Source organism: uncultured Sneathiella sp., from assembly GCF_963976355.1.
Lineage (GTDB): Bacteria > Pseudomonadota > Alphaproteobacteria > Sneathiellales > Sneathiellaceae > Sneathiella.
On the sequence record NZ_CAXBKA010000006.1, the window covers coordinates 258,904 to 275,085 of the forward strand.

15 protein-coding genes and 1 pseudogene are annotated in these 16,182 nt (G+C 51.5%); 5 read left to right on the top strand and 11 right to left on the bottom strand.

The window, feature by feature from the left end; translation table 11 throughout:
* Nucleotide 1: 1 nt before the first annotated feature.
* Nucleotides 2-421 carry an OB-fold domain-containing protein gene (locus tag AAC599_RS15170; protein ID WP_301106366.1) on the bottom strand — a complete coding sequence of 140 codons (420 nt, stop codon included), beginning with the start codon at nucleotides 419-421 and terminating at the stop codon, nucleotides 2-4.
* Nucleotides 421-1,590, bottom strand: coding sequence for a hypothetical protein (locus tag AAC599_RS15175; protein WP_301106365.1), 1,170 nt, complete (start codon nucleotides 1,588-1,590; stop codon nucleotides 421-423). The genes AAC599_RS15170 and AAC599_RS15175 overlap by 1 nt, the downstream gene beginning before the upstream one ends.
* Nucleotides 1,591-1,973: 383 nt before the next feature.
* Between AAC599_RS15175 and AAC599_RS15180 the strand changes: the two genes are divergently transcribed.
* The gene (locus AAC599_RS15180; protein WP_301106364.1) at nucleotides 1,974-2,768 is read left to right on the top strand and encodes a helix-turn-helix domain-containing protein; all 795 of its coding nucleotides are present in this window, start codon (nucleotides 1,974-1,976) and stop codon (nucleotides 2,766-2,768) included.
* 27 nt (nucleotides 2,769-2,795) lie between these two features.
* Here the strand turns inward: AAC599_RS15180 and AAC599_RS15185 are convergent, their stop codons facing one another.
* From AAC599_RS15185 to dctP (AAC599_RS15200), 4 genes are all read right to left on the bottom strand, one after another.
* Nucleotides 2,796-3,215, bottom strand: coding sequence for a Zn-ribbon domain-containing OB-fold protein (locus AAC599_RS15185; RefSeq protein WP_340151245.1), 420 nt, complete (start codon nucleotides 3,213-3,215; stop codon nucleotides 2,796-2,798).
* Nucleotides 3,216-3,242: 27 nt separating this feature from the next.
* Nucleotides 3,243-4,544, bottom strand: coding sequence for a TRAP transporter large permease (locus tag AAC599_RS15190; protein ID WP_340151246.1), 1,302 nt, complete (start codon nucleotides 4,542-4,544; stop codon nucleotides 3,243-3,245).
* Nucleotide 4,545: 1 nt separating this feature from the next.
* Complete coding sequence (locus AAC599_RS15195) at nucleotides 4,546-5,076, bottom strand: TRAP transporter small permease (protein ID WP_340151247.1); 531 nt, start codon at nucleotides 5,074-5,076, stop codon at nucleotides 4,546-4,548.
* Nucleotides 5,077-5,153: 77 nt separating this feature from the next.
* Nucleotides 5,154-6,254, bottom strand: coding sequence for a TRAP transporter substrate-binding protein DctP (gene dctP / locus AAC599_RS15200; protein WP_340151248.1), 1,101 nt, complete (start codon nucleotides 6,252-6,254; stop codon nucleotides 5,154-5,156).
* Nucleotides 6,255-6,466: 212 nt separating this feature from the next.
* Between dctP (AAC599_RS15200) and AAC599_RS15205 the strand changes: the two genes are divergently transcribed.
* Together AAC599_RS15205 and AAC599_RS15210 are read left to right on the top strand one after the other, a co-directional pair.
* Nucleotides 6,467-7,645 (top strand): hypothetical protein, encoded by a 1,179-nt coding sequence (locus AAC599_RS15205; RefSeq protein ID WP_340151249.1) that lies wholly within the window; start codon nucleotides 6,467-6,469, stop codon nucleotides 7,643-7,645.
* A 43-nt stretch (nucleotides 7,646-7,688) separates the two neighbouring features.
* Complete coding sequence (locus AAC599_RS15210; RefSeq protein WP_340151250.1) at nucleotides 7,689-9,431, top strand: amidohydrolase family protein; 1,743 nt, start codon at nucleotides 7,689-7,691, stop codon at nucleotides 9,429-9,431.
* Nucleotides 9,432-9,488: 57 nt separating this feature from the next.
* Here AAC599_RS15210 and AAC599_RS15215 read toward each other — a convergent pair.
* A pseudogene (locus AAC599_RS15215) lies at nucleotides 9,489-9,944 on the bottom strand (DDE-type integrase/transposase/recombinase); the annotation flags it as partial.
* Between the two features lie 378 nt (nucleotides 9,945-10,322).
* On the opposite strand from AAC599_RS15215, the gene AAC599_RS15220 reads away from it, so the two are divergent.
* Both AAC599_RS15220 and AAC599_RS15225 read left to right on the top strand, forming a co-directional pair.
* Nucleotides 10,323-11,345 (top strand): IS110 family transposase, encoded by a 1,023-nt coding sequence (locus tag AAC599_RS15220; RefSeq protein WP_340151251.1) that lies wholly within the window; start codon nucleotides 10,323-10,325, stop codon nucleotides 11,343-11,345.
* A 356-nt stretch (nucleotides 11,346-11,701) separates the two neighbouring features.
* Nucleotides 11,702-12,568 carry an IclR family transcriptional regulator gene (locus AAC599_RS15225; RefSeq protein ID WP_340151252.1) on the top strand — a complete coding sequence of 289 codons (867 nt, stop codon included), beginning with the start codon at nucleotides 11,702-11,704 and terminating at the stop codon, nucleotides 12,566-12,568.
* A gap of 98 nt (nucleotides 12,569-12,666) precedes the next feature.
* On the opposite strand, the gene AAC599_RS15230 is transcribed toward AAC599_RS15225, so the two are convergent.
* From AAC599_RS15230 to dctP (AAC599_RS15245), 4 genes are all read right to left on the bottom strand, one after another.
* Nucleotides 12,667-13,431: an SDR family oxidoreductase gene (locus AAC599_RS15230; RefSeq protein ID WP_340151253.1), complete on the bottom strand. Its 765-nt coding sequence runs from the start codon at nucleotides 13,429-13,431 to the stop codon at nucleotides 12,667-12,669.
* A 62-nt stretch (nucleotides 13,432-13,493) separates the two neighbouring features.
* Nucleotides 13,494-13,922 (bottom strand): Zn-ribbon domain-containing OB-fold protein, encoded by a 429-nt coding sequence (locus AAC599_RS15235; RefSeq protein WP_340151254.1) that lies wholly within the window; start codon nucleotides 13,920-13,922, stop codon nucleotides 13,494-13,496.
* Complete coding sequence (locus tag AAC599_RS15240; RefSeq protein ID WP_340151255.1) at nucleotides 13,919-15,037, bottom strand: thiolase family protein; 1,119 nt, start codon at nucleotides 15,035-15,037, stop codon at nucleotides 13,919-13,921. Before AAC599_RS15240 ends, AAC599_RS15235 begins: the two co-directional genes overlap by 4 nt.
* A gap of 144 nt (nucleotides 15,038-15,181) precedes the next feature.
* Nucleotides 15,182-16,182: TRAP transporter substrate-binding protein DctP (gene dctP / locus AAC599_RS15245; RefSeq protein ID WP_340151256.1), on the bottom strand; the 1,001-nt coding region annotated here is incomplete at its 5' end.

Here is a 16,182-nt window from a genome sequence, read left to right on the forward strand (position 1 = left end):
ATTAACTCTTCTCTCCTAAAAACAGGGGCAGCGGCGTGCCATCGTCGCATTCCTGCCAGGTCAGCCGGAGCGGCATTCCAATCCGGAGGCTTGAAGGCGGCATGTCGATAATGTTGCTGATCAGCCGGACCTGCAGGCTTGGAAAGCCAACAACGGCGATGTTGTAAGGAACGTATGATTTGAGTGCCTCGGTGACGGCGTTATGTACAATCGTGTAGCTGAAAAGCTCCGCTTCATCCGGCGCCGGGTCCCATTTGACCTGATCGGAGCCACAGAACCGGCAAACCGGTGCGGGAGGATGGCGATGCCGCCCACAGGCACCGCATTGTTGAAACCGCAATTCGCGCTTGCGGCACCAATCCCAAAAAGGAACGGCATCCATTGGCGGATTTGGCGAGGGTGTTGGCAAATATCTGTTCATTACACTCTCCCCAAAATGGCCGCTGAAGAACTGTTGGCCAGCAGGCAAATCTCGGCGTCGGCGACCTGCGACGTTGACGTTCCGCGTATCTGGCGAACACCCTCGACCGCGAGATTAAGCCCATGAATATAGGCTTCAGACAGATGCCCGCCCGAGGTGTTAATTGGTAGTTTTCCAGTCGACCAGCGAATATTGCCGTCGGCAACATAAGCTCCCGCCTCGCCCCGGCCACAGAACCCGAAACTTTCAAGATTCATGAGGACGAAATAGGTGAAGTGGTCGTAGATCTGAGCCGTATCCACATCCTCAGGTCCAATACCTGCCTTGGCATACAAACGGTTGGCCAGAGTCCGTCCGCCACCCGCCTTGTAATCTTCCTCGGGCATGTTATGCGATCCCAGTCCGCCGGACCCCCAACCGGGTTCCGCCCCCTGCCCCGCAGCCAGGATCCGCACGACCGGACCCGATAGGTCGCGCGCGCGTTCCTCGGTCGTGACGACCAAGGCGCAGGCACCATCATTTTCCTGACAGCAATCATAAAGGCGCAAAGGATCGGCAACCATTCGAGAGCTCAGATAAGTCTCAAGATCGAGCGGACGATCCTTGAACACGGCCCGCGGATTGCGCGCGGCATTGGCCCGCCCACTCAACGCGATCTCCGCCACTTGTTCTTCCCGAATGCCGTAATCATGCTTGTACCGCTGGGCGAGCGGCGCCAGCATGAAGGGGGGTGCGAACATACCGAATGGATCAAGAAAACCCGGGCTATGCGGCACGCCATATCCCTGCCCGAAGCGCTTTCTCTGCCCCTGGCAAAGTGAGCGAAAAACCGCAACGTAATTCGCCGCACCGGATTCAACTGCCGCCGCCGCTTGCGCAATGGCAGCGAAGCAACCACCACCGCCGCCGCCCCAGGCCATCGTCGCATAGCGCAGCTTGGGTAATCCCAGAGATTCCTGCATCAGCCAGGGAACGCTTTCATCGTTCGCGTAGGAGGACAAACCGTCTATATCGTTGACGTCAAGCCCGGCATCTTTCGCAGCATTGGCGACAGCCGCGCATGCCAAGGCTAATTCACTACGGTCAGAGATTCCGCCCCGGCGTGTATAGTCTGTTTCTCCAATGCCAACGATACAAGCGCGAGATTCGGCACCTTTAGATTCACCCACTATACCTCACCTTTCAGTGCAATTAAGCCAATAGCCTTTGCACCCTTTTTAGTTGTCGTTCGTTTACCCGAAGATCATTTCACAGGCATAATATTATGTCAATATGTGAAAAAATTATTCATCTATTGAACAAATTCAATATGCCTAGCTTGTCGCTTTTTGTAGAAAAATATAGGTTAATGGGCTATGTCATTAAATCTTTCAATGGATTGCGGCTTGAAACTCCGCCCGCCAAAAGAGTGAGCTAGACATGTTGTTCATGGTTTTAAAACTTGCCCCAGAGATTGCAATCGAGTTGCTAAAGGCTCGGTGCTTTGCGTTGGCAAGCGTTAACATTGGCGTGCGGGAATTTCGCAGCCGTAAGTCCGCTGATTGGAGAACCCATGGCCTCGTTTGACCCTGTTACATCGGTCGTCAGAGCACTGACTGTGCTCCGGATCGTCAACGAAATTGAATTTGCGTCGATAAAGCAGCTCCACAAGGAGACTAAACTTCATCGTTCAACTGTTCTCCGTATGCTGGAAACGCTGATATCCGAGGGCTATGTCACGCGCGACGAACAATCTGGGATGTATATGCCGACAGGCAAAACCCTGCTCTTGAGCAAGGGATTTGATGGGAAGCGCCATTTATCCCAAATGGCCAGCCCGACTATGCTGGCGTTGCGTGAACGGATCGGCTGGCCTTCGGATCTCGCGATCCTCGACGGCACTGACATGATGATTATCGAAACAAGCCGCGAGTACAATATTATGGCCATAAATCACAAGGCCGGCGTCCGCGCGCCCCTGTTGCTGACTTCCCTTGGCCGGGCCTATCTTGCCTTTTGCAAGGCGCCTAGGCAGGAGCAATTATTGAAAATGCTGGCATCGTCGAAACGCTCCGTCGATGCTCCCGCCCGGGACGACCCCAAAGGAGTCGCGAAATTGCTGGCGACCATCCGCAAGCAGGGCTACGCGGTGCCTGACGTGAAGTTTAATCAGTCTTCTTCTTCGGGCGCCGGTCTGGTCACTGGTTTCAGCGTTCCGGTGTTCAAGAATGATGAGGTTTTTGCGAGCCTCAGCACCTCATTCCTGATCAGCGCGATGCCACTGGAACAGGGAATAGAGACGCTCTTTCCTGCATTGCGGGAAACGGCAGACACACTTGGCAAGCTAATAAGCGAAAACTACAGCTAATCAACATCCACTCACACGGCCAGGTTCTTATGCCTTCTTAAACAACGGGATTGTCTGTCCATTTCCAGCCTGCCCCCACACCAGCCTCAACTTCATACTAAACTTGAGCTCATCCGGCTCGGCATCGATCACATTGGAAATTACCCTGACGCCCCCCATTGTCGGGAAACTTACCAGCACGACATTATAAGGAACGCGCTCGCGGACAGCCTGATGTGCAGGATGATGAATCACGGTGAAGCTGAAGAGCTCTCCCTCTTCTGGTGCTTCCACCCATTCAATCTGATCCGAGTGACACTGCGGGCAAAACGGGCCTGGAGGATGCCTGTAGGTTTGACATTTCCCGCAGCGCTGAAATGTCAGCTTTTTCTCCTGGCAATTCGCCCAATATGTCGCGTCATCAAAAGAGGGATCCGGTCCTGGGACCGCTTCCGGCATATAGTGCATTTAAAGTACTCCTTTCATATCCAACGCCTAATCTCCGACCAGAACCAACGCGATTTGAGGGAAGGCAATCAGCAACACAATAATCAGAATTTCCATCAGGACAAAGGGTATGCACCCCTTGAATATCTCGCCAAGCGGGGCATCCGGAACGCTGCTTTTCACAACGAATACATTCAATCCAACAGGTGGTGTAATACATCCCAGCTCAACCGCTTTCACGACGATAATCCCGAACCAGATTGGATCATACCCAAGCTCCAGAATAATCGGGAAAACGATCGGCATGGTAATCAGGATCATCGATATCCCATCCACCAACGCGCCGAGAACAAGATAGATGACAATGATCAATGCGAATATCGCTACCGGCGGTAGATCAAAATGAACGATGCTGTCCGCTACGAGAGCCGGCAATTGCGACATATTGAGCGCCAGGCTGAACAGCCCAGCCCCAACGATCAAAAAGAAGATCGACGATGTCCCGGCGCCCGTCTCCCAAAGACCCGCCTTCAAGTTTTCCCAGGCATTTGGCCGACGCAGAACCATAACAAGGGCGAGTAGCGCCCCAATCGCAGCCGCTTCAGTCGCTGTAGCAATACCAAGATAGATGGATCCCATAACAACGCTGAACAGCAGCATGACTTCCCAGGCACGGCCCAGCGAAACAAACCGTTCGCGCCAGGGCGCCTTGACAACACCCTCTTGCATTCCCGCAAGTTCCGGCTTGATCTTCACCATGACATAGATACAGATCATATAGATGACTGCGGTCATAATCCCGGGCAATATCGCCGCGATGAAGAGTTTCACCAGCGACACCTCGGTAATGAAGGAATAAATCACCAGGACACCGCTCGGCGGGATCAAGACGCCAAGCGTTCCCCCCGCAGCAATACATCCGCCAGCCAGAGAGTGCTTGTATCCCCGAAGCCGCATTTCCGGCAGCGCTACGCGAGCCATGGTTGAGGCCGTTGCAACGCTGGAACCGCAAACGGCAGAAAAGGCTGCACAGGCAAAAACCGTAGCAATCGCCAATCCGCCCGGGATGTGGCCTAGCCAACGTTGACCAGCCTCAAAGGCATATCGAGATAGATTTGCCGAAAACGCCATATAGCCCATAAACAGAAACAGTGGCAAAACGATAAAAGAAAATGTGGCCGTATAGGAATAAGGGAAGTTGGCGAGCAAATACTCAACCGCTCCCCAAGGCCGCATTGCGATAATGCCGGTAATGCCCGTCGTGGCCAGGGCAACAGCAATGGGAATGCCGGACAACAACAAAACCAGCATCATGCTGACCAGCAGGGTACCAATAAGTGTGGGATCCATTCTAGATACTCACCTTCTCATTATCCACTACATCCGCTGCGCGTTCCGGGACCAGCCCGATATGCCGCAGGAAATCAAAAAGAAACTGCAAAGTCAGGCAGCCAAGCCCGATGGTGATAAGAATACGCGATGGCCAGATTGGAAACGCGATAATCCCGTAGCTCGACTCGCCGCTGAGCATCATGCTCCAGGACAGTTCTGCCGTCAGCCAGGTGAGCAATCCCAGCAGGATTGTTGAGATCAGCGAAGTGACGATATTGACAAACCTTAACGCGGTCGGCGGTAAAAGCCGGGTAACCAGATCTATGGCAAAATTATGCCGCCGTTGTTGTGCGGCGGCCAGGCCGAGAAAAACCAGCGCGACCAGAAGCAGCACAGCGAATTCATTGCCCCCTATCAACGGCATGTTCAGAAATGTACGACCCGCAACATCAATCACGACGACGAACATCGTGAACAAGGTCAGAAAGCCGCTGGCAATTCCCAAACGCAACAGAAACCGCTCGAAGACTTCGATTGTTTTTACGATCATGACTGACATCCTGCATGGAAAAGAAGATGCGAAAGGAACAATACGCCCCTTTCGCCAGCGCACCCATCAGACTTCAATCAGGACCCGCATTTTTCCGTATAAATCTCAAAGCCGGTTTTGTAGGTGGATTCCGGTTCATATTTCCGAATAAGAGAGATATAATCATCCAGTACTTTTTTGGCATCCACATTGGCCGATTCCGACGCCCATTTGATCCAGGCATCTGTAATTGGTTTAAAGGCGATTTCACGAACTTCCGCCGCAGCTTCATCAGTAAATAAATTGATCTTGAGATCGCTACTTGCAACGGTCGCACATAGCTTTTCCGCCGCTTTTTTTACTTCTTCCGCATGCATTTGGTCGAACCGCGCCGCTGCTTCGGCCGTGACTTCTGTAATTAGTTTTTGATCTTCAGGGCTCAGGCTGTTCCAGCGATCAAGATTGATTGCCAGCATATTTGCCGCATAAACGCCCATCCGGCCACCGTCGGAGCCAAACTTGCCAACTTCTGACAAGCCTCCCTTGATTGCCGAATCAAATGGCGCCGCCGTCATCGCATCGACCACGCCGCGTCCCATGCCTTCAACTGCTTCGGGGAAAGGGACGGCAACAGTTGTAGCACCGAGGGCTTCTACGACATCGGCAATAGCGAGAACGGCACGAATTTTAAGACCTTTATAATCGGACGCCTTTGTTATCGGCACGCGCGACCAGATCGTATTTTCTGCGTATCCCCGTGTGTAAAGAAGCTTGGCGTTCCGCCCTTCATATTCATTTCGCAAATCCGCATTGGTCTTATAAAGCTCGCCAAATGCCTTGGTGACGGCATCGGATTTCTCGGTAATGAATGGCAATGTCACATTAGACAACGGATAATCATTCCGGTTATAGGCACTAGGCACACCCGCGACGATATCCACGGCACCCCGTGACAATCCAGGAAACAAATCCGGCGCCTTCAACAAGGAACCGCTGAAGTAGCGCTCAAAGGTAATTTCGCCATTGCTGCGCTTCTCAATCTCGTCCATGAGCCAAATATCGGCTTGTGAAGTTGAGTAAACTTCAGAGACATAGGTTGCAAATGTAAGTGTTTCTTTTGCTTCGCCTTGAGATGGCGAACCAAGCGCGATAACACCCATAAGCCCCACTGCACTGAGAATAGTTTTAGACATTTGCATGCTAGCTTCTCCCTATATTTTTATTGCGGGCTAACCTTGCTGGTTGCCACATTAATTGGACGGTCGATTGAATCTCCACCAAACATGTTGATTATTCCATATCATTACGCGTATAGTCAACAGATGAAATAACTGTTCATACCATGAACAATATGACTTACTCAATTGGCCTGGCCAGTAGTGAAAGAAAAGCAAAAAATGAGGAGAGTTACATGACCAGTCAAAAACATCAGGCCTGTATCGTAGGTATTGGCCAGACCCCTTATAAACGGTGGGGGACGGTGACCAAGGAGAGTGAATTCAGCCTCGCCTGTAAGGCAATTATGGCAGCGGCAGAGGATGCCGGATTGCCCTTGAGTGAAATAGACGGATTTTCCGCTCACTCGGACGACAGAAACGATCCGGCAAGATTAGAAGTCACTTTGGGAATCAAACAACTCCGTCTGGCGACGATGGTATGGGGCGGTGGCGGCGGTGGCGCCAGCGCGTCCCTGTCTCATGCCGTCGCGGCCGTAGAAAACGGAACCGCAAACTATGTTGTCGTTCTCAGAGCACTCTGCCAGGGACAGCAATTTCGCTATGGCCAGTTCCATGAATGGAGCGCCCATCAAAAATTTGCGTCCCCCTACGGTCTGTTTTCTCCGCCTGGCCAAGCCGCGCTTACGTTCCAACGCTATATGCATCTTTACGGATTAACGGAGGAAAAACTAGCGCGCGTATCCCTCGCCTGCCGGGCGAATGCCAATCGGAACCCGAATGCGGTGATGCATGACAAGCCGCTTGATATGGAAACATACATGTCCGGTCGCATGATCGCAGAACCTTACCGTATTTACGACTGCTGCCTGGAAACCGACGGTGCCTGCGCATTGATTGTGACGACCCGTGAACGCGCGGCGGATCTCAGAGGAAAGCCTGCGCATATTCTTGCGGTTGGCCAAGGCGGTGATGGTCGCTGGGGTACAGGTAATTTTGGTAATTACAATATGCCGGAAGAGATTTTTTCTATTGGACCGCAAGAACGACTGGCGGACGAATTATTTACCCGCGCCGGAATTGAGCGATCAGATGTCGATGTTGCCCAAATATATGATGCCTTCAGCGGCGGCGTTCTTGCGACACTTGAGGCTTTTGGTTTTTGCGGTCGTGGGGAAGCAGGTGACTTTGCAGAGGACGGCAATCTCGACTGGCCGAACGGTGGCCTTCCCATCAATACGGCCGGCGGCTTGCTTTCCGAAGCTTACGTGCATGGGCTGAACCTCCTTGTCGAGGGGGTCCGGCAGGTTCGCGGCGAATCGACGTCACAGGTTGCGGATGCGAAAATCTGTCTCGTAACCGCCGCGGCAGTGACGCCAACCAGCGCAACTCTTCTTGGCAGTGAACCGAACTGACTTTTTTGAACAAACTAGTCTTAGTGAACAAGGAGATAGTTATATGCAGTTCGATATTCTTATCAGAAACGGTACGGTTGTCGACGGCCTTGGCGGAGACCCATATCAGGCCGATATCGGAATTCTGGATGGCTGCATTGCGGAAATCGGAAAGATAGAAGGGTCCGCTGACGAAGAAATTGATGCGGCCGGAAAGCTGGTAACTCCCGGATTTGTTGATATACATACCCACTACGATGCGCAAGCCACTTGGTCGGACCGCCTCACGCCTTCTTCCAGCCACGGCGTAACAACGGCTGTTATGGGAAATTGCGGGGTCGGCTTTGCGCCCTGTCGGCCAGAAGATCATGACAATCTCATTCGTCTGATGGAAGGGGTCGAGGATATTCCCGGCGTGGTCATGACCGAAGGCATTCCCTGGAAATGGGAATCCTTTCCGGAGTTTCTCGATTTTCTAGGCCAGCGCAACTACGATATCGATATTGGCGCCTATATTCCACATGCACCATTGCGCGTGTATACCATGGGCCAGCGCGGCCTGAATCGCGAACCTGCAACCGCCGCGGACCTTGCACAGATGTCGAGCATCGTCTCTGAAGCGATTGAAGCCGGTGCGCTCGGCTTCTCCACCTCCCGCAGCCTCAATCATCGCTCCAGTGAACAGAATCTGATGCCAGGCATTTCCGCGTCCGAAAGCGAGCTGATGGCGATTGCCAACGGCATTAAAAGGGCTGGTATCGGCTTGTTGCAGTTTATTGCGGAGTTCAGTGAGCCCGAAACCGATTTTGCAATGCTGCGACGGGTGACCGAAAAATCCGGCGTTCCCATGACCTTTTCGCTTTCGCAACGACCGAATACGCCGGAGTTGTGGCGGACAATCCTTCGGCTCACGGAACAGGCAAATAAGGAAGGCACAAATATTCAGCCGCAGGTTTACTGCCGGCCTATCGGGCTATTACTCGGTCAAAAGCTTCAGTACAACTTCTTCTTTTTCTCGCCGAGTTACGTTGCGATAAAGGAACTTCCGGCCCACGAAAGGCTGACGGCGATGCACAATCCTGAAACACGTCGTAAAATTATTGCAGAATTTCCGGCCGATGTACCTGACTCGGTGATCAATCGATCGCTCGTCGATCTGGAAAATATTTACCTGATGACAGACAGCTTTGATTATGCGCCGAAAGATCAGGACAGCCTCGCCGCAATCGCCGCACAACGCGGCGTTCCGCTGGCCGAACTCGCCTATGACCTCCTTATTGAAAATAACGGTGAGAATGTCTTCTATGCGCCCGCATTGAATTATGCGGAAAAGAACCTCGATGCGGTCGAGGAAATGCTCAAGCATCCGGATACGCTCTTCGGCCTTGGTGATGGCGGCGCCCATGTCGGCATCATTTGCGACGCCAGCGGCCAGACTTTCATGCTCCAGCATTGGGTCGGCGATGGCGGTCGGGGATCGATATCCATCGGCCAGATTATCAAATCTCTCACCTTGGACAACGCACGCGCGATGAATCTGATGGACCGCGGTGTGCTCGCAAAAAACTACAGGGCCGACATCAACGTTATCGACCGTGACCGACTGAAACTCTACCGGCCGGAAATACAGTACGATTTGCCGCTTGGCGGTGGGCGTCTCACTCAGCGGGCGAATGGTTATACAGCCACCATCGTCGCCGGAGAGGTGACCTATCGCAACGGCGAGCCGACAGGCCACCTGCCCGGAAAACTGGTGCGCGGCGCACAGCCCATGCCAAGGGTGAACATTGTCACATTAACTTCTTAGAAAACGGGTTGTCAGACAAATGTGAACTCGTCTCAGTGTTGCACAACAGTGTCTCTGTTATGCCGCACTAAGTTGCTGCCCCTCGACCGGTATGGCAATTCGGTGAAGTTTGAAGATTTCTCGGCTGGTTAGGTGGCGTTCATGGTTGAAATGGTTATGGACGGATGCGTGAATAGAGACAAATTTCTGTAAACTTCGCAGGCGCCGGAATTTCATCATCGCCTGCTCACTTCGTCGGAATGGGAGATGAGAGTTTTCACAGTGATTGTTTTTCCACCGGCCTGTTTCTTGCGATGTCTCATTGCCAATTACCCTCATCGCGGCACGGTAAGAATGTAATCTGTCCGTCACAACATCATGTGGCCTTCCATACCGTTTCATTATTTTCTTGAGCAAAGCCATTGCTGCTTTGCGATCCCGGCGTTTAGAAACATAGGCTTCCAGAACTTCCCCTTCTTGGTCGACGGCACGCCAAAGGTAATGTGTTTCGCCATTGATCTTCACGAAGACCTCATCAAGATGCCATTTTCAGTTGGAATAACACAGGAACGGATGGAGTCGTCTCTTCCGGATCTCGCGCGCAAACAGAGGACCAAATCTGTTCCACCAATAACGAACAGTTTCATGGCTAATATCAATGCCACGCTCATGCAGTAAATCTTCAACGTTACGAAGCGAAAGTGGAAACCTGACGTACATCATCACCGCAAGGCGGATGATCTCAGGAGATGATTTGAAATAGCGGAATGGATTATGTTCTGTCATTCAGAGAAAGTAAGAAACAACAGATTGGGCGACAAGCCATTTTCTTCTGATGGGATGGACGCCTCCTGTTCGGGCGATGTTTGCGCCATAATGGAAGTTGCAGAACTTCGTCAACAGGAGGCGACTATGACATATATTACGACAATTGAGCTGGATCTGGCAAAGACAGTGTTTCAGGTTCACGGTGCCGATAAGGATGGCAGGCCGGTGCTGCGCAGGAAACTACGCCGGGGACAGGTACTCGGCTTTTTTGCCGGGATCTCCTCGTGCCGGGTCGGGCTGGAGGCCTGCGGCAGTGCGCATTACTGGGCGCGTGAGTTGCAGGCACTTGATCATGATGTATGCCTGATTCCGCCGCAATATGTAAAACCATTTGTGAAGACCAACAAGAACGATGCCTGTGATGCAGAGGCGATCTGTGAGGCGCTGCTGCGACCGACGATGCACTTCGCCCCGATCAAGAGCGCTGAGCAGCAATCCGTACTGGTGCTACACCAGGCAAGAGAACTTTTGGTGCGCCAGCGCACCATGCTGATCAACGCGCTTCGGGGTCATTGCGCGGAGTTCGGGCTGATCTCTGCACAAGGCGCCTCCAAAGTGACCGACCTGATACACATCATCCATGATCGAGAGGATACCCGTCTTCCCGATCTGGCACGCGAAGCTCTCGGTCTTTTGGTTGAGCAACTCACTACAGTCCGGGCCCAGGTCAAGGCATTGGAAGCAAGGCTTCTAGCTTGGCATCGGTTAAACGAGGCAAGTCGACGACTGGAAACGATCCCCGGGGTTGGCGTGATCACCGCAACGGCCCTGGTAGCGACGATCGGTGACGGCAGCCAGTTCCACTCGGGACGGCAACTCTCAGCCTGGCTCGGTCTTGTTCCCCGGCAACCATCGAGCGGCGGCAAGACCAGGCTGGGACGAATATCAAAACGGGGAGATGGGTATATCCGGCGTCTGCTTGTACACGGCGCCCGAACTGTGCTGCGTTGGCGCCGCGCGAGGCCGGAAACAGGTACCGGGTGGACCGATCAACTTCTGGTCCGTCGACCAACCAATGTCGTCCTTGTTGCGATGGCTAACAAGACGGCGCGGGTCGCCTGGGCACTGCTCAGGCATCAGCGCGATTATCAGGCGGTATCGGCGTAACGGGCAGGACCAGATTGCGAGGGTACTCACGATGTGATGGCGAAACAGGGTCTACCGGGAGCGATCAAACCCGAGGCATTGTCTGAGTTCAAAGCTCGATCTTCTGACTGGGCGTCGCTCCTCCGGATTCCATCAGGGCCAGCGGTCAAAGCACCGCAACAAAAGGCCGGATACATGACTGCAAACCCGTCCCGCCACCAAATCAGAAATCTCTTGTATTTCAGGAGCCGTCCATACATGACAATGCCCCCGTCACCACATCCATAGTCGAAAACATCATTGTCCGAGCGTACCTACATGACAATGCCGCCATAATAAAATAAGATTGGTTATGGATCCGCTCTCGAGTTAGGTGAATGAAGAAAGAAAAAAAAATGAATGCCGCACCCCCCTCCGGACGGCTGCGAACCCGGCTTACGCGTGGGGGCGAGATGAATAGCCTTACAGATCGGCAAATTGTTAAACCTTCTTCCGGAAAAGCCGTAGGCGCGGTTGCAAAATCGATTAAAATACTGCGCTATATTCGGGACGCCAAAGAACCCGCGGGTGTTACACGCATTGCCAAGGATACCAATCTCAATGCATCAACTTGCTTTAATATTTTAAAGACACTTGCGGCGGAGGATTTCGTTGTTTTTGATCCACAGTCGAGAACTTATGCGATCAGCTTCGGAGTTTTGGACATTGCTTTGGGCGCGACCGCGCTTGGGAGAGATATAACCACCATACAGCCCTTAATGGACCGAATAGCGCGTGACAACGGCGTTACTTTAACACTCTGGCAGCCCGTTGAGCAAAACCGCAAGGCATTAATCCTTAGTGCCTTGGCACGAAACGACATTCGCATTCAAATGGCGATAGGCCAAAGATTGCCTATACTTCTTGGAGCGACTGGACGGTGCTTTGCGGCATTTTCTAAACTTTCCGATGAACAATTGCAACGGAGGTTTAAAGAAATGCGATGGAAACGTCCTTTAAACTATTCTGAATTTTATGATCAGGTGCAGAAGACGGCAGTCGAGGGATGGTCGCTTGACGAAGGGTATTTCGCAACGGGGACAATCTCTATTGCGGTCCCTGTTCTTGACAATGATGATATTGCCATTATGGCTGCCACAGCCACAATGTTTGCCGATCAACATAAAAAAGAGAAAATCGACATAATTGTGCAGGATTTAAATAATTTGAGTAGACGTATCAAACAAATCCTCATTGGGACCTGACTGCTTTTTTATGTAATAATATTGAAATCAAATAGCAGATATACCTGAAAGCCCGGTTCACGTTTTATCGGTATTTCCAATTTTATCAAAGCTTAATACTATATTTGCATTCCACCATCGACGGCGATTGCCTGTCCCGTAATATAATCAGCTTTATCTGAGAGTAAAAAAGCGACCAACTCCGCAATATCCGCTGACTTTCCGAAGCGTCTCAGCGGAATAGATTGTTGCGTTTTTTTCATAAAACCGGGAGGTGCATCTTTTAAAAAGCGAGCGCCCAAACCTGCATCAACCCAACCTGGTCCAACGCTGTTGGCACGCACACCATACTTTCCTTCTTCCTTTGCAACACCTCTCATCAGAAGTTCAATAGCGGCCTTGGGAGCCGCCGACATCACATCATTTTGAGGCAGTCTACCAACAGCAGAAGTCGTAATCGCAACAATGGCTCCGCCTCCCCGCCCCCGAAGATGCGGCAAACAATTCGATACCAGATAAAAAGCTCCCTTAGCATCGACATCTATCACGCGTGACCATTCCGCAGCGCTTGTTTCCGCGACAGACTTTATATGTATGTCAGGTCCGGAAGCGTAAACAACCGCATTGACCGCTCCCATATCGGCAACGACATTTTCGACAAAATCACGGGTTTCGCTTATGACCTCCAGCGAAACCGAAGCGTATTTCACCTTGCGGCCAGTCGCCTCAATAATGTCCGCAAGTTCTTCAGCCATCTCCAAGTTATGATGAAATGTGAAGGCGATATCATAACCGTTAGTCGCCAATATTTCACAAATCGCGCGACCGATACCACCCGTTCCTCCTGTAACGATAGCAACTTTGTTTGTTATATTAATCTCCATCGTTCAAATTTTCACTTTAACCTACTGTCTTTCTTTATATTTAAAAAAGATCGCTTTATTTATTAACTTGCGGTGCGTTTATTAACGGGTGAGAACACAGGCAAGTTAATTAGATCGGACAATCGTCGCCATTTAAGAGACACTTCCATATCGCATTCAAGCTGTTCCACGGGGCAATCTTCGATATTGGTCATCATATGCCATCCTTCATCGAGATCGACATCCGCAAGTATTGTGGGGTTAACCAGCGGCCGGCCATCTGGGGCCATATGCAGCACGGAAAAGCTGTATATCCGGCCCCGACCCTTGCTCGGCACCCACGTCAGTTCTGTCCCCAGGCATTGACGACAAGCAAATTGAGGCGGAAAAAATTCAAATCCGCAATTCTTACATTTTTGTCTGGTTAAAACACCTTTGTTGGCATTATCCCAAAACGGTTGGGTTAGCCAGGAAGGCTCCGGGATAAACATCCCGCTTTTATTTTCCGTCATTGTGGCCTCCCAAAGATAATAGTCCCGTGATATTGGGCGCCCGAACCTGCGCCACAGGAAAGAGCTGTCTTTACGTTATCTACCTGACCGCTGCCGGCGGTCCCGCGGATTTGCCGAATGGCGTAGGAGGCACGAGTGTGAGGTCCGCCAAACCCAGTATGACTATATGAAAGCAATCCGCCGTCCGTGTTTGTCGGAAATTTACCCTTTGCGTCTATGCCGTTCTCAACAGCGAACGCCGCCCCTTCACCTAAACCGCAATAACCAAGGATTTCGAATTGGCGTGCTACTTCAAAAGATGTCGCGTCATAAAAAGAACGGACATCTATATCCTCCGGCTTTAAATTAGCTGTGCGAAATGCCTTGGCCGCCGCATCCCGGCCAACTGACCAATTTTCTTCAAATCGGGGTGCCATCGTATATTGCTGGCGCTGCCATTCACAACCAACGCCAAGTATCTCAACCGGATCAGGACACTCCATGGCGACTGATTTCGAGGCAACAATAATTGCCGTCGCCCCTTCGTTCGCCAAACAGATATCATACAGCCGAAGAGGCAAGGCAACCGGTTTCGATTTTAGAACCATTTCTTGAGTTATCTCACCACGGTTTTTTAGAACCGCTTCGGGATTCTGGCTGCCTCCATTGCGGATTGTTGCCGCAATCTTAGCCACGTCATTGCGAACGGCTTCACCTTGTTTAGGGCCAAGTTCATGCATATAGCGTTTCGCAACGAGCGAAAAATTTGCAGCGGTGAAAGCACCATAAGGAGCGACGAATTCGTTCTTGGGCGTAGTATATTCCGCAAGGCCGTCCCCCAATGCGCCCTGCCCGCTCACTACAACGGCCACATTGCAAGCTCCGGCACTAACAGCCGCCGCTGCATCCATCAATCCCGGCGGGCCTTGTGGATAGGTATCACCGATCCAGCTTAATGGCTGACCGAGCAACGTACCCCAGTCTGCCGAACCAGGATGAAGCTGCGTACCACCAGGCGCTGTCCATTTTCCACTGAATCCGTCGATATCTTCTTTAGTTAGTTCCGCATCATTCAGAGCAATCTTTATCGCCTGCAGATAGAGCTGCTCCGTAGAAACACCAAGGTTCCAGCCCATTTGTGTGTTTCCAAGACCAACTACGTATACACCTGTAGCCATACTGCGGTTCCTTCGTTCTTTTTTATACTGTTTATTTAGTTGGTAATTTCAATTGAAGGGAGCGGCCGCGAATTCCTCAATTCGCGGCCCTTTACCCAATGATTATTGCCGACCGAGGATTACGCGAATTCGTTCAATTATCGCCTTACCATCAAATCCAACCCCTTCAGAACGTTTATACCAATCGTCATAAACACCCTGTGTTATATCGTCGACAAAAACGGCTTTGTTTTTCGCCTCGGAGATTTCGATATACTCTATCCCCTTGTCGATCAATTCCTGTCGTTTCTTCAGGTTGTTGGCATAATAGTTAGTAAAATGATCTTCCTGCATTTGCACCATGGCTTCTCTGATTTGCTGCTTGTAATTATCGGGAATCTTGGCCCACACATCATTGCTAATCACCACAGTCCAACCCAAATTCACGCTGAAATCCCAGTTTTGCATGTATTTAGTAACATCAGAAAGTCCTACCAGAAGTGCGGTTCCATACTCTGTTGAAACACCATCTATCACACCGCGTTGCAGCGCGGGACCCGCTTCGCTGAACGCTATCCGTACAGGTTTTGCGCCGATAGCCGTCAGAACCTGAGCCGCCTCTGCGTTATGACTACGAATTTTCATGCCTTCGAAATCAGAGAGCTCATTTAGGGGTTTGTTGGAAAAATGTGGCGACTCATACCACAGCCCGTGTGCAAGCGCCGTCGCATTATACCGATCATTCCATGCCTCCGTGATAAGATCTTGCATGTAGGCGTCCAGAACGAATTTGTATTCAACTGCATTTCGAATTAAACCCGGCAAATGACCTATACCAAAGCGCGGCTCCTCAGCGCTCAAATAAGGATGCACGCCACCGATCATATCAATACGGCCGTCACGCACTGCTGCGGCGAGTTGATCCCCCGGTATGAGAGAATCGAAAATTTCAACTGTTACGTCACCCCCGGTTGCTTCTTCGATACGCTTTGAAACGTCAGACATCGCCTCACCGTATCCGGTAGTTGGCACCCGCAGCACAGCCATGCGTAGCTTGATTTGCTCAGCGGGTGCTGTCAGACTAATGCGACGTAGTCTCTGTTTGGCATAAAATGGCATAAAAA